Source organism: Paraburkholderia eburnea (assembly GCF_002917095.1).
Taxonomy (GTDB): Bacteria; Pseudomonadota; Gammaproteobacteria; order Burkholderiales; family Burkholderiaceae; genus Paraburkholderia; species Paraburkholderia eburnea.
The window spans coordinates 94,865-111,957 of sequence record NZ_PQGA01000017.1 but is presented as its reverse complement, the minus strand read 5'-3'; the positions used below and the strand labels follow the sequence as shown (position 1 = coordinate 111,957).

The 17,093-nt window shown below is 62.7% G+C and carries 18 protein-coding genes and 1 pseudogene; 11 read left to right on the top strand and 8 right to left on the bottom strand.

Features of this window, described 5'->3' with window-relative positions; all coding sequences use genetic code 11:
* Positions 1–126 precede the first annotated feature (126 nt).
* Positions 127–714, bottom strand: coding sequence for a 2-hydroxychromene-2-carboxylate isomerase (locus B0G62_RS24235; protein ID WP_103706743.1), 588 nt, complete (start codon positions 712–714; stop codon positions 127–129).
* Between the two features lie 135 nt (positions 715–849).
* On the opposite strand from B0G62_RS24235, the gene B0G62_RS24230 reads away from it, so the two are divergent.
* Positions 850–1,419, top strand: coding sequence for a TetR/AcrR family transcriptional regulator (locus B0G62_RS24230; protein WP_103706742.1), 570 nt, complete (start codon positions 850–852; stop codon positions 1,417–1,419).
* A gap of 8 nt (positions 1,420–1,427) precedes the next feature.
* Here the strand turns inward: B0G62_RS24230 and B0G62_RS24225 are convergent, their stop codons facing one another.
* Positions 1,428–2,168: an SDR family oxidoreductase gene (locus B0G62_RS24225; protein ID WP_103706741.1), complete on the bottom strand. Its 741-nt coding sequence runs from the start codon at positions 2,166–2,168 to the stop codon at positions 1,428–1,430.
* A 97-nt stretch (positions 2,169–2,265) separates the two neighbouring features.
* Positions 2,266–2,640 (bottom strand): winged helix-turn-helix transcriptional regulator, encoded by a 375-nt coding sequence (locus B0G62_RS24220; RefSeq protein ID WP_103706740.1) that lies wholly within the window; start codon positions 2,638–2,640, stop codon positions 2,266–2,268.
* 139 nt (positions 2,641–2,779) lie between these two features.
* On the opposite strand from B0G62_RS24220, the gene B0G62_RS24215 reads away from it, so the two are divergent.
* The gene (locus tag B0G62_RS24215) at positions 2,780–3,901 is read left to right on the top strand and encodes an NADH:flavin oxidoreductase (RefSeq protein WP_103706739.1); all 1,122 of its coding nucleotides are present in this window, start codon (positions 2,780–2,782) and stop codon (positions 3,899–3,901) included.
* A 16-nt stretch (positions 3,902–3,917) separates the two neighbouring features.
* Here B0G62_RS24215 and B0G62_RS32310 read toward each other — a convergent pair whose 3' ends face one another.
* The 3 genes from B0G62_RS32310 to B0G62_RS24205 form a co-directional block, all read right to left on the bottom strand.
* Positions 3,918–4,463 carry a GGDEF domain-containing protein gene (locus tag B0G62_RS32310; RefSeq protein ID WP_244193356.1) on the bottom strand — a complete coding sequence of 182 codons (546 nt, stop codon included), beginning with the start codon at positions 4,461–4,463 and terminating at the stop codon, positions 3,918–3,920.
* Positions 4,438–4,995 (bottom strand): hypothetical protein, encoded by a 558-nt coding sequence (locus tag B0G62_RS32305; RefSeq protein ID WP_244193355.1) that lies wholly within the window; start codon positions 4,993–4,995, stop codon positions 4,438–4,440. The genes B0G62_RS32310 and B0G62_RS32305 overlap by 26 nt, the downstream gene beginning before the upstream one ends.
* 145 nt (positions 4,996–5,140) lie before the next feature.
* On the bottom strand, positions 5,141–6,169 hold the full coding sequence (locus B0G62_RS24205) for a LysR family transcriptional regulator (protein WP_103706738.1): 1,029 nt from the start codon (positions 6,167–6,169) through the stop codon (positions 5,141–5,143).
* A gap of 149 nt (positions 6,170–6,318) precedes the next feature.
* Between B0G62_RS24205 and B0G62_RS24200 the strand changes: the two genes are divergently transcribed.
* Together B0G62_RS24200 and B0G62_RS24195 are read left to right on the top strand one after the other, a co-directional pair.
* The gene (locus B0G62_RS24200) at positions 6,319–7,863 is read left to right on the top strand and encodes an acetolactate synthase large subunit (RefSeq protein ID WP_103706737.1); all 1,545 of its coding nucleotides are present in this window, start codon (positions 6,319–6,321) and stop codon (positions 7,861–7,863) included.
* A gap of 50 nt (positions 7,864–7,913) precedes the next feature.
* On the top strand, positions 7,914–8,720 hold the full coding sequence (locus B0G62_RS24195; RefSeq protein ID WP_103706736.1) for an acetoacetate decarboxylase family protein: 807 nt from the start codon (positions 7,914–7,916) through the stop codon (positions 8,718–8,720).
* An 89-nt stretch (positions 8,721–8,809) separates the two neighbouring features.
* On the opposite strand, the gene B0G62_RS24190 is transcribed toward B0G62_RS24195, so the two are convergent.
* Positions 8,810–9,121: an H-NS histone family protein gene (locus B0G62_RS24190; protein WP_167401329.1), complete on the bottom strand. Its 312-nt coding sequence runs from the start codon at positions 9,119–9,121 to the stop codon at positions 8,810–8,812.
* A 370-nt stretch (positions 9,122–9,491) separates the two neighbouring features.
* Here B0G62_RS24190 and B0G62_RS31785 point away from each other — a divergent pair, with 370 nt between their 5' ends.
* The 3 genes and pseudogenes from B0G62_RS31785 to B0G62_RS24180 form a co-directional block, all read left to right on the top strand.
* Positions 9,492–9,689: a hypothetical protein gene (locus B0G62_RS31785; protein WP_167401328.1), complete on the top strand. Its 198-nt coding sequence runs from the start codon at positions 9,492–9,494 to the stop codon at positions 9,687–9,689.
* Positions 9,658–10,185, top strand: a complete 528-nt coding sequence (locus tag B0G62_RS24185; RefSeq protein WP_103706734.1) for a hypothetical protein — start codon at positions 9,658–9,660, stop codon at positions 10,183–10,185. Before B0G62_RS31785 ends, B0G62_RS24185 begins: the two co-directional genes overlap by 32 nt.
* A 291-nt stretch (positions 10,186–10,476) precedes the next feature.
* Positions 10,477–10,647: pseudogene (locus B0G62_RS24180) on the top strand (cytochrome d ubiquinol oxidase subunit II); the annotation flags it as partial.
* Positions 10,648–10,658: 11 nt separating this feature from the next.
* Here B0G62_RS24180 and B0G62_RS24175 read toward each other — a convergent pair.
* Entirely contained in the window at positions 10,659–11,072 is a 414-nt protein-coding gene (locus B0G62_RS24175) for a DUF3331 domain-containing protein (RefSeq protein ID WP_103706733.1), read from the bottom strand.
* Positions 11,073–11,355: 283 nt separating this feature from the next.
* Here B0G62_RS24175 and B0G62_RS24170 point away from each other — a divergent pair, with 283 nt between their 5' ends.
* The 4 genes from B0G62_RS24170 (at position 11,356) to B0G62_RS24155 (ending at position 17,026) form a co-directional block, all read left to right on the top strand.
* Complete coding sequence (locus tag B0G62_RS24170; RefSeq protein WP_103706732.1) at positions 11,356–12,249, top strand: LysR substrate-binding domain-containing protein; 894 nt, start codon at positions 11,356–11,358, stop codon at positions 12,247–12,249.
* A 99-nt stretch (positions 12,250–12,348) separates the two neighbouring features.
* Complete coding sequence (locus tag B0G62_RS24165; RefSeq protein WP_103706731.1) at positions 12,349–14,457, top strand: LamG-like jellyroll fold domain-containing protein; 2,109 nt, start codon at positions 12,349–12,351, stop codon at positions 14,455–14,457.
* A 22-nt stretch (positions 14,458–14,479) separates the two neighbouring features.
* Positions 14,480–14,755, top strand: a complete 276-nt coding sequence (locus B0G62_RS24160) for a hypothetical protein (RefSeq protein WP_103706730.1) — start codon at positions 14,480–14,482, stop codon at positions 14,753–14,755.
* Positions 14,756–14,887: 132 nt separating this feature from the next.
* Positions 14,888–17,026, top strand: coding sequence for a phosphocholine-specific phospholipase C (locus tag B0G62_RS24155; protein WP_103706729.1), 2,139 nt, complete (start codon positions 14,888–14,890; stop codon positions 17,024–17,026).
* Positions 17,027–17,093: the final 67 nt, after the last annotated feature.

The window sequence follows — 17,093 nt, the reverse complement described above, 5'->3', positions numbered from 1 at the left end:
TTTTACGTTGGCGCTTGCGCTCGATCGCAGGCGCAGCTTGGCCGTTTATGAGGTTAATCGGAGACGGTTCAGGGGACGCCCCCCTGGGTGGGTAGGATATGGCGCGTGGCTGCGCCGGATTGCCTGCTAGCTCAGCGCTTCCTTGACGAAATCGAGTCGATCCTGCCCAAAGAACATCTCGTTGCCGACGAACATCGTCGGCGCGCCAAAGAGGCCGCGCGCCACCGCCGCCTCAGTGTCCTCTTTCAGCTTTGCCTTCACGGCAGGGCTTTCCGTCAACTGCAACAGCAACGACACGTCGAGGCCTCCCGCGGCGAGCACTTCTGCGATGGTCGTCGGATCGGCCATGTTGCGCGGCTGCTCCCACATCGCGCGATACACGACATCGACGTATTGCAGGAACAGCGCCTCGTCCTGCATCTGCAGGCCCGTCGCGGCGCGCATGAGCATCAAGGTATTGATCGGAAAATGCGGGTTATACCGAAACTGAACGCCATAGCGCCGGGCGAAACGCGCCAGATCCACCTGCATCCACGCGCCCTTGGACGCAATGGTGGCCGGAGAAGCATTGTTGGTCGCTTTGTGGATGCCTCCCAGCAGGACCGGCCGATAGACGAGCCGCGCGTCATGCTGCGCCGCGATGGCGGGTAGCTGGGTCCACGCGAGATAACTCGCGGGACTGCCGAAATCAAAATAAAACTCGACGTTTTTCATTCGCCTGTCTCCCCATGTCGTGCCTCGCCATCGCCAAACGCCAGCGGCCTTCGGCAATTCAAGGCTATAGATGAACACTCTTTAACTGAACGACGGTTATGCTATTCTGCCTGGTGGGTCAATCCGGAAACCGCCATGCGCTATTCAAGCTCTCACAAGGAAGAAACGCGACGCAAGCTCATTGAGAGCAGCCGCGCGATCGCGAAGCAGGACGGCTTCGCGTCCACGGGTATCGATGCGTTGATGGCGTCGATTGGCCTGACCGGCGCCGCGTTTTACACCCACTTCCCCTCCAAACAGGCGCTTTTCGATGCGCTGGTAAGCGAGGAAGCGTCCAATAGCGCCGACTTGCTCGCGAGCGACGACAATGCACCGGATGGCGATCTCGCGAAGCGGCTGCGCAGTTACCTGAGCACCTCTCACGCGCTGCATCCTGAATCGGGTTGCGCCCTGCCGGCACTCGGCGCGGAAATCGCGCGCGCCACGCCCGAGGCGCGCGCCGAAGTCGAGAAATCGCTCAAGCGCATTCAGAAGAGCTGGGGCTCGCAAATCGACGATCCGGAAACCGCCTGGGCAGTCATCGCCCAGTGTGTCGGCGCCCTTCTGCTGGCCCGCACGGTTGAGAGCGAACGCACACGCCGCGACATTCTTGCTTCGAGCCGGCGCTTCCTCGCAGAGGCGCTCGACCTCGACAAGCTCAAATAACAGCGGAATTACCAGCGCTCCATATAGGGGCGCAGATCCAGTTCGAAGGTCCAGGCGTCGCGCGGCTGCTGGTGCAGATACCAGTAGTTTTCAGCGATATGTTCCGGATTGAGGATGCCGTCCTGTTCCTTCAACGCGTAGCGCTCCGGAAACGTCGTGCGGATAAATTCCGTATCGATTGCGCCATCGACAATCACGTGCGCGACATGAATATTACGTGGTCCTAATTCTCTGGCCATACTTTGCGCGAGTGCGCGAAGCGCATGTTTCGCACCGGAAAACGCCGCGAAATTCGCCGAACCTCTCAGGCTCGCCGTAGCGCCAGTGAACAGAATCGTGCCGCGTCCGCGCTCCACCATGCGTTTGGCCACTTCACGACCGTTGAGAAACGCGCTCAGGCAGGCCATTTCCCAGATCTTGAAGTACTTGCGCGCCGTCTCTTCCAGGATGCTGCACGGCACATTGGCGCCGATGTTGAACACCATGGCCTCGATCGGGCCATGTTCGGCCTCCACGCGCTCGATCAGCGCGACGACATCCTCTTCCTTGCGCGCGTCGCTCCCGTAGCCATAGGCTTGGCCTCCCTCCTCGCGGATGCGATTGACCAGCGGCTCCAACTTCTCTGCCGAGCGCCGGACCACGCAGGCGATATAGCCTTCGCGGGCAAACCGGGCGGCAATCGCGCCTCCCGTGGCGTCGCCCGCGCCAATCACGAGCGCGACCTTCGGGCGCGAGTTGTCTGACTCCATGCTGCCTCCTTTATAGAACGATCGTTCAGTAAACGAACGTTAATTATAAGAGCGAGCGTTGTCAACCCTGTTTTACCTGATGCGGCGTGCCGCAGCTTTAGCCGGCGCTTTCCATCCGCGCATCGAACGCCGCGCGCGCCGCTTCCACGGCGTCCATATTGCGCAGCGTCCACCCGTAAAGAGCCTTGAACGGCGCCTGTAGCGAGCGCCCGAGCGGCGTGATTTCATACTCGACCGCGACTGGCGACACGGGAATGACCCGTCGAGAAACCAGGCCGTTGCGCTCCAGCCGCCGCAGACATTGCGTGAGCGCTTTTTGCGTGACGCCTTCCAGATGGCGTTTGATCGCGTTAAAACGCAGCGGTCCGCCATCGAGCACGGTCAGGATCATCATCGACCACTTGTCGGCGATCTGGTCGAACAGCAGCCGGCTCGGACAATTCACAGAAAAATGCTCTCGGCAGTCGGACATGGTTTCCTCAAAGATACCTGGGCGAAACAAAGTGCGTTATTGACGTCTGGTATCCAGAATATACCATTCGGGGTGCCGCTGAATTCCACGGAATTCCCACCGACACAACCCAACTCAATCGACACGGAGCCTCTTTTCCATGCCGTCGTTTTCGTCCGATATCCTGTTTCAGCCCTTCACCATCGGCTCGCTGACCTTGCCGAACCGCATCGTCATGGCGCCGATGACCCGCTCGTTCGCTCCTGAGGGCATCCCCGGTTCGCACAACGCCGCCTACTACCGGCGTCGCGCGGAAGGCGGCGTGGGTCTGATCCTCTCCGAAGGCACCGTCGTGAACCGCCCCGCCTCGCGCAACGATCCCGGCATTCCGTTCTTCCACGGCGACAAGGCGCTCGCGGGCTGGCAACACGTGATCGACGAAGTGCATGCGGCGGGCGGCAAGATGGGCCCGCAACTCTGGCACACGGGCGCGGTCAAGAGCTTCATGAGCGACTGGACGCCCGATGCGCCGGTCGAAAGCCCGTCGGGCATCGACGCTCCGGGCGTTCAGCGCGGCGTCGCGATGGCCGACGCCGATATCGCCGATACGATCGCAGCGTTCGCCCAGGCCGCCGCCGACGCGAAACGACTCGGCTTCGACACGATCGAGCTGCACGGCGCGCACGGCTATCTGATCGACCAGTTCTTCTGGTCCGGCAGCAACCAGCGCGATGATCGCTATGGCGGTCCGAGCATCGGCGAGCGCGCGCGTTTCGCGGCGGAAATCGTCGCGGCCGTGCGTGCGGCGGTCGGCCCGGATTTCCCGATCGTGATCCGCCTGAGCCAGTGGAAGCAGCAGGACTACAAGGCTCGCCTGGCGCTCACGCCGCAGGAAATGGCCCAGTGGCTCGAACCGCTCGTCGCGGCCGGCGCCAACGTGCTGCACTGCTCGCAACGCCGCTTCTGGGAGCCGGAATTCCCGGAAATCGACGGCGAGTCGGGTCTTAACTTCGCCGGTTGGGCCAAGAAACTCACCGGTGCGGCGACCATCAGCGTGGGCTCGGTCGGTCTGTCGGGCGACTTCATGGCGGCGTTCGGCGGCGAGAGTTCGACCAGCGTGGGTCTGGACCGTCTGCTTGAGCGCATGGAGCGCAACGAGTTCGATCTGATCGCGGTGGGCCGCGCGCTGCTGTCCGATCCGCGCTGGGTCGCCAAGGTGCGCGAGGGCGACGCCGAAGGCCTGCACGGTTTCGAACCCGCGGCGCTGCGCGAACTGGTCTAAGGAGCGAGCCTGAGCCTCAGGCAGACTCGGGGCGACGTGGCTCGGCGACGCATACGGCGCCTGCCACGTTCGTCCGGGCCGCCATGGTGACGCGATTGCGTCCCGACGCCTTCGCAACATAAAGGGCGTCGTCGGCGCGCACGATGGCGCTCTCCAGCGTATCGTGCGCGCCGATTCCATCGACGCCCGCGCTGAGCGTACAGCTCACCCCGTCCGTCGACGATCTCTCCACCGCAATACGCAATTCGTTCGTCATCCTTAGCGTATCGTCCTTGTCCGCATGTGCGAACAGCACCGCGAACTCCTCGCCGCCCAGCCGCCCGAACAGTTCGCACGCCCTCAAGCGCCCGGACACCGCCGACGATACCTGGGCAAGCAGCCGATCGCCGACCGCATGGCCGGAGCTGTCGTTGACGGCCTTGAACTTGTCGATGTCGAGAATCGCGATCGACAACGGGTCGCCCCGCGCACGCACGACACCGAGCAAAGCGTTGGCTCTTTCCATGAAAGCGCGACGCGTCAGCGCGCCGGTCAGTTCATCGATGGTCGCGAGCTTTTCCATGCGCCGGAGAATGCGCTCGTGCGCGAGCATGACCATGCCCGTCGACATGCAAAGCAAAGTGACGATCGCAAGACCGAGCAGCACGACATTCCACGGCGACGGCTGTATGAACGAGAGCGTCGGCATCCTGCCTGAGACAATCGCGACGATACGCGCGAAGTAGACCAATGCGCCTAGCCACGCCGACACGGCGATCAGCCGGCAAGCGTAGCGCGCGCGCCGATATTGGGCGATGAACGAACAGCGCCAGGCATTCGTCGCGCCGCACGGGAGGCATACCGAAAAAACAGCGCGTGCCCTGCACGAGCAACAACACCGCGCCCAGCGTGGCGAACGAGACGTCAACGATGGTGATGGCGCGGCCCTGCGCACCAGCGATCAGGATCCAGCACGAGGCCGCAGCCAGCAGCGCATAGCCCAGACACCAGCGGATCACGCCAGACAAGGCGGTGCGGGCCAGCGAGCCCAGCACGGCCACACTGATCAGACAGGAGACGATCAGGGTTCCCAACAAAGCGACGGCGCCAGGCATGAACAGGCCCGGTTCTGGCAGCGAGAGGAAAGGTCCGTACGGGGCGAACGGTAAGCCGCCGCAAATCGAAAGCAATTTGAAAAAGCCGCCGTGACCGCACCCCGTTTCGGGATACCTATCCTATCGCACCGGCTTAACTGGACAATTACAGTTTTGGCCGACGTGTGGATGAGGTTCCCGACCGGTTCGCGCGACGCTTCGACTTGAGCGGCTTTACGTCTTCGATGTGCCTGGCGTTGGCTTCAATCCATGCGGCGTCGCGTTCGAGCACGGGCGGCAATTCCGCCTTCAACAACTCGATCCATGCGCGGGTCTTGGCCTCAAGAAACTTTCTCGACGGCATCAGCACATAGACATCCACCTCCGGCGAACGCCACTGCGGCAGCACATGCACAAGCTCGCCGCGCTCCAGCGCGTCCAGCGCGGCAAAACCCGGCAGCAGGGCAATGCCCAGACCGCCGCACGCCGCCTGCAAAACAGCTTCCGGACGATCGCCGATCAGCGGCCCCGCAGGCTCGAACGCGTGCGTCGTGCGCCCATCGGTCAATTCCCAATGCGGCGTGGTCGAGGGATTGATGAGACGCAGGCAGGCATGGCCGGCCAGATCGGCCACGCTCTTCGGCGCGCCATGCTGCGCGAGATACGCGGGCGACGCGCACAACAACCCATGCACGGCACCCAGACGTTGAGCGACGAGGCTCGAATCCGGCAGACGCCGCGTCAAATACACGCTCACGTCCACGCCTTCTGCGAGCAGGTCCGGTACGTATTGCGAGACTCCGTACTCGACTGTCACCGCCGGATACAGCGCGCAGTAGCGCGTAACGAGGGGAACTACATAGCGATCGCCGAAACTCGCCATGCACAGCACGCGCAACCGCCCGGATGGCTGGATGGTCGCGCCGCTCGCCTCGCTTTCCGCTTCCGAGACCAGATCGAGAATGGTGCGGCACTGGTTGGCATAACGCTCGCCGGCGCTGGTGAGCGCGAGACGGCGCGTCGTGCGCTGCAACAGCTTGGTTTGCAGACGGTTTTCCAGCTCGGACACAAGCCGCGAGATCTGCGCCGTCGTCAGGGCCATGTGTTCCGCGGCGCCGGTGAAGCTGCCCGCGTCCACCACCCGCACGAAAGCATTCATCGCGTGGAGCAATCCATATTCGAGATTCTTGCGCATGACGTAACAATTTTTCAGATCAGACTGTATTTTTGCATAGTACCGACGTAGTTAGGATCACCTCATACGTCGATTTCGCGACGTCCTGACGCCCCAAAAACCCCGGGCGCCAAGCCTGATAAATGGGTTTCGACATAAGGTGGTCCAAAATGAACGGCGCTGAAAGTCTGTTGCGTTCGCTGGTGGCAAGTGGAGTGGAAGTCTGCTTCGGCAATCCTGGCACGTCCGAGATGCATTTCGTGGCGGCGCTGGACGAAGTGCCGGGCATGCGGCCGGTGCTCGGCCTGTTCGAGGGCGTCGTGACAGGCGCGGCCGATGGCTACGGCCGGATGGCGGGCAAGCCCGCCTGCACGTTGCTGCATCTGGGCCCGGGTCTGGCCAATGGCCTGGCGAATCTGCACAACGCGCGCCGCGCGTCGAGCCCGGTCGTCAATATCGTCGGCGACCATGCGTCCAGCCACTCGCTGTACGAGGCGCCGCTCACCTCCGACATCCCCGGCTTCGCCCGCCCCGTTTCGCACTGGATTCATGCGTCGAAGAGTGCGCTGACGGTCGGCGCCGACGCCGCGCGCGCGGTGCAGGCCGCCCGCACAGGCGCGGGGCAGATCGCTACCCTGATCCTGCCCGCCGATACCGCGTGGTCGAGCGCCGACGGCGCCGCCGCGCCGCTGCCCGTGCCGACGCCGGCCCACGTGGACGCCGCCACGATCGAGCGTATCGCCGCGCTTGCGCAAAGCGGCGCGCGCACGGCCTTCCTGCTCCGCGGCAACGCGCTGCAAGGCGAAGGCCTGCGCGCCGCCGGCCGCATCGCCGCCAAAACCGGCGCACGCCTGCTCTGCGACACCTTCGCGCCGCGCATCGAACGTGGCGCGGGCCGTGTGCGCGTCGAGCGCCTGCCCTATTTCGCCGAACAGGCGGTCGAGTTCCTCGCGGGCACGGAACTGCTCGTGCTGGTCGGCACGCAGGCGCCCGTCAGCTTCTTCGGCTACCCGGACAAGCCCAGTTGGCTCACGCCACAAGGCTGCCGCATCGCCGTGCTTGCGCATCCGCATGAAGACGGGGCAGCGGCGCTCGTTGCGCTCGCAGATGCGCTCGGCGCCGGCCAGGTCATCGCGGCAACGAATCCGCGCGCATCGTTCGACGCCGCGCCGGACGGTGTGCTCAACGGCGAAACCATCATGCGCAGCGTCGCGCGCCATCTTCCCGAGCACGCCATCATCACCGAAGAAGCCTCGCTGGCGATGGGCTACTCCGGCTTGACCGAAGCGGCCGCGCCGCACGATCTGCTGACCCTCACGGGCGGCGCGATCGGCTGCATGATGCCCGTCTCAGTCGGAGCGGGCATCGCCTGCCCCGAGCGCAAGGTCGTCAATCTCCAGGGGGACGGCAGCGCCATGTACACGGTCCAGTCGCTCTGGACCCAGGCGCGCGAAAACATCGACGTCGTGACAGTGATCTACGCGAATCGCGGCTACCGCATTCTCGCCAATGAACTCAAACGCGTGAACGCCCGCACCGATGGAGCGCACGCCGCCTCCATGTTCGATCTGGAAAATCCGACGCTCGACTGGGTCGCGCTCGCACAAGGGATGGGAGTCGAAGCGGTGCGTGTCGAATCGGCGGCTGCCTTCGACACCGCATTCGCTGGCGCGATGAAACGTCATGGCCCGATGCTGATCGAGGCCGTCATTTGACCTGATGCCTCACGGCGCCGACCTTTCTTTTACATCAATCTGGAATCCTCATGAATACGCCTTATGCCGTCCCGCTTTCTCCCCATGGCCTGTCGAGCATCGCACCGCCGCCGCCCTGGCACTATGCGGGCGACTTCGTCCTCGTCGAATTCTGGGCCGATCCCGCTGCCATCGAGGCGGTCCTGCCCAAAGGCCTGACGCTCGATCCGGCGTCGCCGGGCCATGCGAGCGCGCTCTTCATCGACTGGCAATTCACGTCGAACAACGACGAAATGCTCGATCCGGCGCGCTATCAATACCGCGAGTTTTTCATTCTCGTCGACGCGCTGCACGACGGCAAGCCGGTGTCCTTCTGCCCGTATATCTTCGTGGACAACGATTCGGCCATGATGCGCGGCCTGATCCAGGGCTTCCCGAAGCGCTACGGCCAGGTCCATCAGACGCGCACGTTCACGGCGCAAAGCCCGGCGGCAGCGCCCGTTGCGGCGGGCACGCGTTTCGCGGCGACGGCGTCCTCGGCTGGACAGCGTCTCGCGCGTGCCGAAGTGAAACTCGAGAAGGCCGTTGCAGACGTGTCGAAACTCGGCATCGCGGGCCGTCCGGTCGTCAATCTGCGCTACTTCCCGCGCCTCGCCGCAGGCCAGCACGACGCCGCGGCGGTCAACGAACCGGTGCTATCGGTGATGGATAACGCGAAGATCGCCGACGTGTGGAGCGGCGCAGGCCAACTGACGTTCCCGCCCGCGCAGGGCGAAGAGATCGCCGATCTTCAACCGCTGCGCGTGGGCGCGGGTTATCGCGGTTCGATGGCCTATAGCGTGACGGACCTGAAAACGCTGATCGATTACACGAAGTAAAAGCCGCATAACAACAAGGGCCGCTTTTGCGTGTGCTCTTCTGCGCGTGCAGTTTGATGAAAAATGCCGCCTGTCGAGGCGGCATTTTTTTATTTCTCGATCAGGAATCGTTCGCGGTTCTTGCCCTTGATCCAGACGGGCTCGCGGCCGCGGCCGCTCCAGGTCGCGCCGGTTTTCGGATCCAGGTATTTAGGCTCAACGGGGTGAGCCGCTTTCCTGTTGGGGCCGCGCGTGCGCTTTCGAACGAGATCGTCAGGCGTGAGATTGTATTCGTCCATGATCGAGTGAATTTGTTCGATTGCCTTCACCCGTCCTTCGTTTTCTGCTGCCTCGATCTGCTGTTGAAGTGCGGCGAGTTGTTCGCGCATCTGTGCGAGGTTGTTACCAGATTTTGTGGCCATCCTTCATCCTCAAGTGTGGTGCTACAGTCTGTCGTACCATCAGTTGACGCCCGTGTCGGCGCATTGCGTGGGGAAACCACCAAACCCAGTGCGTCCAGCTTGACGCTTTCGCTGTGATTACCTTTCCCACGGCATCCCGATCTCACGGTTCCGGGGAATATATGATGTTGCGGCTGAAATTGCCAGTAAAACAAACAGGCTGCCCCTCGTCCATCATGAATCGCCGTCCGCTTCCGCTTTACCTTGATCCAGTCAATCTGTCAGAAAAATCTTTTGATGATTGATTTCTTAGATTTTATGACGCAATGCTCCGATCTATGGGATTCTGGCAGAAATCCATGAAATCCGGATAGTTAACAAATAATCCCGCATGCCGAAAGCCGCAGAATCGCAGCACACCGACTGGCAGGGTGCGTATAGGCGAGGCGACCAGCGTGCTATCTTGTTTATTGATGGAGCCATCTGTGTTTCAGGAGAATCTCGCGTTATTCAGCATGATCTGAATAAAAACGAAGTATTTATCGCCGGAGGGAAATATGAGCAAGCTGACCGCCACGATCAAACATGAATTCCTGGAGATGCTGCCCCCGACGATTTTTTTCTTTGTCATCCTCCACATTGTCGCGATCATTCGCACGCTAACGACGTGGGGAACCGGCATATCCCTGCCGACGTCGATTTCCGTGACCATCGCGGCCCTCGTGCTCGGCAAGTCGGTGCTGATCGCCAACATGTTGCCTTTCATCAACCGGTTTCCCGAGAAGCCGCTGATCTGGAATGCCGGCTGGAAGACGCTGATCTACTCCCTCGTGGCATTGCTCGTGCACTACCTTGAGCACCTGTATGACTACTGGAAGGAAACCCCGGGACTGGCCGCCGCCAATCACAGACTACTCGCCGAACTCAACTGGCCACACTTCATTGCGATCCAGATCCTGCTGGTGACGCTCATCCTCAACTATTGCGTACTTGCCGAACTGGCCCGTGTTATCGGTCGTGACAGGTTCAAGGCCATGTTCTTCGGTCCTATGGCATTGAAGCCAGGCGATCAGTCTGTCAACTAGTCCAGCTTCAAAGGCTGGCGATATTCCGCTGATGTTTGACAACCGATTATATTTTATAAAACATGAGAAGGAAAATAACGCGCATTAACAATTTATTTTTAAATAACATATCCATTCGATCAAAAAAATACGGAAAATCAGGAGTCTTTCGTTTATTTCCTGTTTCTCCGACCTCACTACCTAAACTAAAACCCAGCCCCCAACGGGGCGCCGTTTCATTCACTTTATGACGGTGTCAAGGAAGACGCCGACGTGCTGGGCGCCGAAAACGTGCTGCTGCTCATCAGGACATACATCATTCCGCCAACGCTCACGATCCGGGAAGCGTCGTCGAGTCATTCGAACCAGCTCTTCGCGCTCGTCGGCACCGTCATCGTCCTGCCGATCATCCTGATCTACGACGCCATGCAATATCGCGTCTTCAATGGCAAGGTCCGCGAAGGCGATCAAGGCCGCCACTGACAGGATCTGTCTTATTCGTCTGGTTCTATTTCCATTGCCGACGCGAGCACGGCCCAGTCCGCGTTGACGGGCGTGGTGCCGCGCACGAAAGGACGATAGATCTTGTCGCCTCGCTGGATATTGCTGCCCGTGAGCGCGCACTGGCCGCGTTTTCGCGCGATGCACAGGCGCCAAAGCTGCTCCGTATAATGCCCGCTCGTGGAATCGCTCCACGACACGGAAATCAGCTTGTCCTTGCAAACCTCCACGAAAGACAGATTGGCGCGTCGCGCGGGAGCGGCGTCCATGATGTCGGATTGTGCCGTTCTGGAAAGACCGTTCGCGGCGTGACACGCTTTGTCATGCACGCCATCATGTAGAACGGAGCCGCCGCCCAGCAGCGTGAGGGTGTATTCCCAGGCATGGTCGATACTGACTTGGTGCATCGTCTGTCTTCCCTTCAATGTTGAATTGTCAGGCCAGATTCATACGATCATTCTGTCATGCGCAAGCGGTCCAACCGCGTGTCATCGCATGCTAGCACCGGCAAGAGGAAAATGATTCATTGTCGATTACCGCGATGACTAGTTCGATAACCTAACGATTCCCCCGATATCAGGACCGATCCGTCAACCGGTTCAGGCGGAACGCAAACCTTGCCGCCGCCGCAAGGCTGTAACAAAATCGTCGCATTAGCACAGTAAAGTGACGGCCATTTTACGCACGAACATGCTCGCTTCGTTACTGGCCGCATTTTACGAGACCGTCCGGCAAGGCAGCATCACCGCTGCCGCCAGGCGCCTCGACGTAAGCCAGCCCACCGTCACCTCACGCATCCAGCAGCTCGAAAAGCGATACGGCGTCGAGCTGTTTTTCCGGCGCGGCAGCCGGCTCGATCTCACGCAGACGGGCGCGACGCTCATGCCGCTCATCGACCGGATGATGCAGACCGAGCACGACATCGACTTCGCGCTGCGCAACGAGCGCGAGCTTTTTGCAGGCAGTTTCAGGCTGGGGGCGACGGGTCCTTACTACATTCTCCCCACCATCGCCGCGTTTCGCCGCCGCTATCCCCATGTGCAACTCGGCATCGAGATCGACAACTCGCAAGGCGTGCTCGATTCACTGATGGAATTTCGCGTCGATGTGGCGGTGTCATCGAATGCCGTGGATGACCCGAGTCTCGTATGCCACCGCATCGCTCACGACCAGCTCGTGCTGGTCGTCGCGCCCGAACATCCGCTCGCGGGCAAAGGAGCGGTCGAACTGGGCGTGCTCAGGTCAGAAACGCTGCTGCTGCGCGAACCCGGCTCGCGCACGCGCGATGCGACCGAAGCCGCGCTCGCGCGTCACGCCATCGAACCCGCGGCGCTGATCGAAATCGGCGGTCGCGAAGCGATCTGCGAAGCGATCCGTCACGGGCTGGGCTGCGCGCTCATGCCATCGGGTGAAGTGCCGCGCGGCGCGTCGCTGGTCGCTGTGCCAATCGCGCCCGAGGGTCCGGTGGTCCACGAATATCTCTACCATTTGCGCAGCCGCGCAAACACGCGCCTCATGCTCGCTTTTATGGCGACGCTCAATGAGACGCTTGCCCTCACCCCAAAAATGCCGATACGCCTATAGGTAATCTTGCGTAAAACGAAATAAGCACGTCTTACCAGCTTCGTAAGATCCCCTGCATTCGACGGACTGTCCGGCGATATGAACGGCAGGGGACAAACGATGACAAGGCAGGCAGCCAGGAGCGCAGTCGCCGCTGCAACCGTGCAGGCGCTTTGCGGGCTTGCGCTCGCTGGCGCACTCGCGGGATGCGGTGGCGAAGCGACGCAATCGTCGGGCACACCGGTGAATTCGAGCGCCACGAACAACGCGACGGGCAACATCAGTGCGAGCGGCACGGGCAGCAACACCGCGCTGGTCAACAAGATGCTGGTGATCGAACTGGATGGCGTGACGTACAACGCGCTCACCACAGCGATCGCGGCCGGCAAGCTGCCGAACCTTGCGAAGCTCAACTTCGCGCCTGCCTATAGCGGCGGCGTGAACAGCACGCTCAGCCAGCAGCCAAACCTAGACACGCCAGGCTGGGCCACGCTGGTCACCGGCACGTGGGCCGATCGTCACCAGATCAATTCCGATGCTTCGGGTCAGGCGCTGCACGCGCCCACCGTATTCTCGATGCTCAAAGCGGCGGGCGCGGGCACGCTGGGCGCGGCCGTCGATTCGCCGGGTTTCGCCGCGATCCTCGCAGCCGACCAGAACGCGGGCTATCTCGACAGCGTCGTCAACTGCGCGTCCGTGGACAGCTGCGTGACGAAGCAAGGCTTGAGCATGATCGACAACGGCTATTCGCTCGTCGTCGCGCAATATCATTCAGCGCAGGACGCCGCGCTGAACTGGGGCCTCAATTCGTCCAACTACGCCAGCACGCTCACGCAACTCGACAGCGCCGTGGGCACGCTGATCGCCGAAACGGCGCAACGCAGCGGCGAAAACTGGCTCGTGATGGTGAGCGCAAGCCACGGCCTGAACGCGGCGGGCGGCACGGATGGCCTGCCGCTCGCGCCGGAATCGACCAGCTTCATCGGCATGAATGTGCAGGGCAACGCTCGCACGGGCAGCAGCGCCGCGCCCACTTCGCTAGCGGACCTGTATACGCGTGCGAGCATTGCCGATATCACGCCCACCCTCCTTGCATGGCGAAGCGCGCTGCCGGGCGCGGCGACGTATGCGCTCGATGGCGGCGAATTGACGGGCCAGCAGCCGGTCTCGCAACTGGGCGGCGTAACGGGCAGCGACAACGCCAGCACGGTGCTCACGTGGACCGCGCCGAGCGCCGGTGCGATCACCGTGCTGCGCGACGGCCAGCAGATCGCCACGCTGCCCGCGGGCACGACGACCTTTACGGACAGCAATCTGGGCGTGAGCACCACCGGCGCTTATACGTTCAACTATGCGGTGGCCGCAGGCGCCGCGCCAGTTGCGTCGCTGATCCGCGTGGCCTATGTCGCGCCGCCGCCACCACCGCCTCCGCCTCCCCCACTTGCCACCACGCTCACGAACGGCCTGTCCACCTACTATCCGTTCGGCGCGCTGCCGGCCATCGACAGGATGAGCGCCAGCACGCTCGCCGCCTGGGCGACGGATGCGGACGGCGGCTCGCTCACGGCCGATCCGTTCGGCGGCAAGGGCCTGAAAATCGACACGAGCATCGTCGATAGCAACGGTTTCGACGGCTATCGTCTGCAGCAGACCAATGACGTGACGACGCAGGCGCAGTTCACGCTGGGCTTCTGGTTCATGACGTCGTGCCAGAACCTCACGGGCAACGGCACGCCGATCCTGTCGAACAAGAACTATTACTCGGGCGGCAACGCAGGGATCGCCATCGGCCTGTTCCCGGGATCGAGCACGAGCTGCAACGTGCGCTTCAATATCGGCGATGGTAGTACGCGCAACGATATGAACTCGGCGACGGTCACGGCCAACAAGTGGGCCTATGTCGCGCTCACCATCGACACGACGGGCAAGACGATGACGGGCTATGTGTTCGATCCGGTGCTCGGCGAACAGAAGTACACCACGTCGGTCACGGCGAACGTGGCGAAGCTGCCGGGACTCGGCGTATTCGGGCTGAACGAGGACGGCACGGGCCAGTACTACATGAACGCCTGCAAGGACACGCCGCCTTACACGGCCGGCAAGTGCGCGGCGACGCCGCCCGATGTGCAGTCGTTCGGCGACCTCGCCTTCTGGAAGCGCACCGTCACGGAAGCCGAATTGCAGACTGTCTACGGCTCGGGCAAACCGCTCTCCACGCTTTTGCCTTGATCTTGCCTTGAGATATTCGACGATGAACAACGCCTTCACGAATCAACAATATCGCTTCGGCGCAGGGGTCTTTCTTGCCGCGGTGCTTGGCGCGTCGCTCGCGGGTTGCGGCGACGGGTCGAACAGCAACGGCGCATCGGGCAGCAGCGCCGCAACGGCCAATACGGCCGCCGCCGGTGCGGGCGGCGCGAGCGCGCCCGTAGCCATCGTGGCCGCGCCCGCCTCGGGTAGTTGCGCGGCATCGGGCACCGCCGCCTCGCAGCCCTTGCTCAACACGCAACTGGACTGCGCGCCCTGATCGGCGCGAGCCGCGTGGAAAGACCGCTCGGCTCGCGTCGCCTGGCACACCCCGAAATACACCGTCCCGCGCGCGCCGGCTCGCCGGCTGCGCCTGCGTGCGCGCGCAAACACACAAAAAACACCGCCCATCATGACTTCAATGGATCGCCGAAATTTCCTGCGCGCCGCCGCGGCGGGCGCGTCGCTCAGCCTGTTTCCGCCTGCGATCCGGCGTGCGCTCGCGATTCCCGCGAACAACACGACCGGCACGATCAACGACGTCCAGCATGTCGTGATCTTCATGCAGGAAAACCGCTCGTTCGACCATTACCTCGGTACGCTGCCCGGCGTGCGTGGTTTCGCCGACCGCTTCACGATCCCGCAGCCAGGCGGCACCAACGTCTGGCAACAGAGCGACGGCAGCCGCACCGTGCTGCCGTTCCATCTGGACAGCACCAAGGGCAACGCGCTGCTCGCGGGCGGCGCGCATTCGTGGAGCGACGCGCATAGCGCCTGGGATAACGGCCGCATGACGCAATGGCCCAAGTCGAAAGGCGATGTATCGATGGGCTATCTGCAATCCGCCGATCTGCCGTTTCACTTCGCGCTGGCCAACGCGTTCACGATCTGCGATGCGTACCATTGCTCGCTGCATGGCGGCACGAACTCGAACCGCATCTTCCTGTGGACCGGCACGAACGGCCCGACCGGCTCGAACTACGCGGTGGTGAACAACAATGGCTGGGACAGCCTGGGCGCATCGGCGACGGGCCTCACGTGGACCACCTATGCCGAGCGCCTGCAAGGCGCGGGGGTGAGCTGGAAGGTCTACGAGAACCAGCCCGACAACTATACGGACAACCCGCTCGCCGGCTTCGCGAGCTTCCGCAAGGTCAACGAGACCGTTCCCGGTTCGCCAAATGCGCCCTATACGGCCGCGATGGAGGCGCTCTCGCCGCTCTACAAGGGCATCGGCAACACCATGCCCGATGGCGGCTTTTTGCAGGCGCTGCGCGACGATATCGCCGCAGGAGAGCTGCCGCCGGTGAGCTGGATCGTGTCGCCGCAGGCCTATTGCGAGCACCCCGGCGCATCGACGCCGGGCCAGGGCGCGTACTACCTGCAATTGCTGCTCGACGCGCTGACCGCGAACCCGGACGTGTGGAGCAAGACCGTACTCATCGTCAATTACGACGAGAACGACTGCTTCTTCGATCACATGCCGCCGCCCGACGCACCCTCGCCCAACGGCGACGGCACCTATGCGGGCAAATCCACGGTCACGACGCAGTACGAGTACTTCACAGTGCCGAACCCGCCCGGCGACTCCTCGCCGCTCCAACCCGACGGCCTGCCCTATGGCCCAGGCCCGCGCGTGCCGATGTTCGTGGTGTCGCCGTGGAGCACGGGCGGCTTCGTCAACTCGCAGGTGTTCGACCATACCTCGGTGCTGCGCTTTCTCGAAGCGCGCTTCGGCGTGTACGAGCCGAACATCAGCCCGTGGCGGCGCGCCGTATTCGGCGACCTCACCTCGTGCTTCAACTTCGCGACGCCGAACGACGCCACGCCCGCCGCGATCGCCGCGCCGACCAAGGCCGCCGCCGACGCGCAAAGCGCCCAGCAGAGCGCGCTGGGCGCGGTGCCCGTGCCGTCGGTCGCCGCACAGACGATGCCGCAACAGGCGCTGGCGTTGCGCCCCTCGCGCGCGCTGCCCTATCACCTGCACACGAGCGCGAACGTCGATACGCAAAACGGTGCCGTGTGGCTCGTGTTCAGCAATACCGGCAGCGCGGGCGCGGTATTCCATGTCTACGACCAGTTGCATCTGGACCGCGCGCCGCGCCGCTACACCGTGGAAGCGGGCAAGGAACTCTCGGATATCTGGACACCCGCCACCACGGACGGCGGCGCGTACAGCCTCTGGGTGCTCGGTCCGAACGGCTTCCATCGCGAATTCACCGGCAACATCGTTGCGTCCGCAACGGGTCCGAAGCCCGAAGTGCGCGTGTGTTACGACGAGACCAACAACGCCGTCTATCTGACCATCATGAACACGGGCACGTCGACCACCAGCGTCACGGTCACGAGTAACGCCTATCGCGCCGACGGCCCTTGGACTTACAGCGTCCCGGCCGGCATGCAGGTCGAGCCGTACTGGTCGCTCACGGGCTCGAATGGCTGGTACGACTTCACGCTGGCGGCGGAAAACGGCGTGACGCGCCGTTTCGCGGGACGCGTGGAAACAGGCAAGGACAGCATCAGCGATCCGGCAATGGGCGCGGCGAGCTGAACACCACCGCAGATCACGAAAAAGACCCCTTTCTTCATTCAACCACCGTCACACGACACCACCACAG

Excerpts from the sequence above, each read along its gene's own strand:
- B0G62_RS24235 (WP_103706743.1), bottom strand. The coding sequence starts at position 714 with ATGAAAAACGTCGAGTTTTATTTTGATTTCGGCAGTCCCGCGAGTTAT.
- B0G62_RS24230 (WP_103706742.1), top strand. The coding sequence starts at position 850 with ATGCGCTATTCAAGCTCTCACAAGGAAGAAACGCGACGCAAGCTCATT.
- B0G62_RS24225 (WP_103706741.1), bottom strand. The coding sequence starts at position 2,168 with ATGGAGTCAGACAACTCGCGCCCGAAGGTCGCGCTCGTGATTGGCGCG.
- B0G62_RS24220 (WP_103706740.1), bottom strand. The coding sequence starts at position 2,640 with ATGTCCGACTGCCGAGAGCATTTTTCTGTGAATTGTCCGAGCCGGCTG.
- B0G62_RS24215 (WP_103706739.1), top strand. The coding sequence starts at position 2,780 with ATGCCGTCGTTTTCGTCCGATATCCTGTTTCAGCCCTTCACCATCGGC.
- B0G62_RS32310 (WP_244193356.1), bottom strand. The coding sequence starts at position 4,463 with ATGGAAAAGCTCGCGACCATCGATGAACTGACCGGCGCGCTGACGCGT.
- B0G62_RS32305 (WP_244193355.1), bottom strand. The coding sequence starts at position 4,995 with ATGCCTGGCGCCGTCGCTTTGTTGGGAACCCTGATCGTCTCCTGTCTG.
- B0G62_RS24205 (WP_103706738.1), bottom strand. The coding sequence starts at position 6,169 with ATGCGCAAGAATCTCGAATATGGATTGCTCCACGCGATGAATGCTTTC.
- B0G62_RS24200 (WP_103706737.1), top strand. The coding sequence starts at position 6,319 with ATGAACGGCGCTGAAAGTCTGTTGCGTTCGCTGGTGGCAAGTGGAGTG.
- B0G62_RS24195 (WP_103706736.1), top strand. The coding sequence starts at position 7,914 with ATGAATACGCCTTATGCCGTCCCGCTTTCTCCCCATGGCCTGTCGAGC.
- B0G62_RS24190 (WP_167401329.1), bottom strand. The coding sequence starts at position 9,121 with ATGGCCACAAAATCTGGTAACAACCTCGCACAGATGCGCGAACAACTC.
- B0G62_RS31785 (WP_167401328.1), top strand. The coding sequence starts at position 9,492 with ATGCCGAAAGCCGCAGAATCGCAGCACACCGACTGGCAGGGTGCGTAT.
- B0G62_RS24185 (WP_103706734.1), top strand. The coding sequence starts at position 9,658 with ATGAGCAAGCTGACCGCCACGATCAAACATGAATTCCTGGAGATGCTG.
- B0G62_RS24175 (WP_103706733.1), bottom strand. The coding sequence starts at position 11,072 with ATGCACCAAGTCAGTATCGACCATGCCTGGGAATACACCCTCACGCTG.
- B0G62_RS24170 (WP_103706732.1), top strand. The coding sequence starts at position 11,356 with ATGCTCGCTTCGTTACTGGCCGCATTTTACGAGACCGTCCGGCAAGGC.
- B0G62_RS24165 (WP_103706731.1), top strand. The coding sequence starts at position 12,349 with ATGACAAGGCAGGCAGCCAGGAGCGCAGTCGCCGCTGCAACCGTGCAG.
- B0G62_RS24160 (WP_103706730.1), top strand. The coding sequence starts at position 14,480 with ATGAACAACGCCTTCACGAATCAACAATATCGCTTCGGCGCAGGGGTC.
- B0G62_RS24155 (WP_103706729.1), top strand. The coding sequence starts at position 14,888 with ATGACTTCAATGGATCGCCGAAATTTCCTGCGCGCCGCCGCGGCGGGC.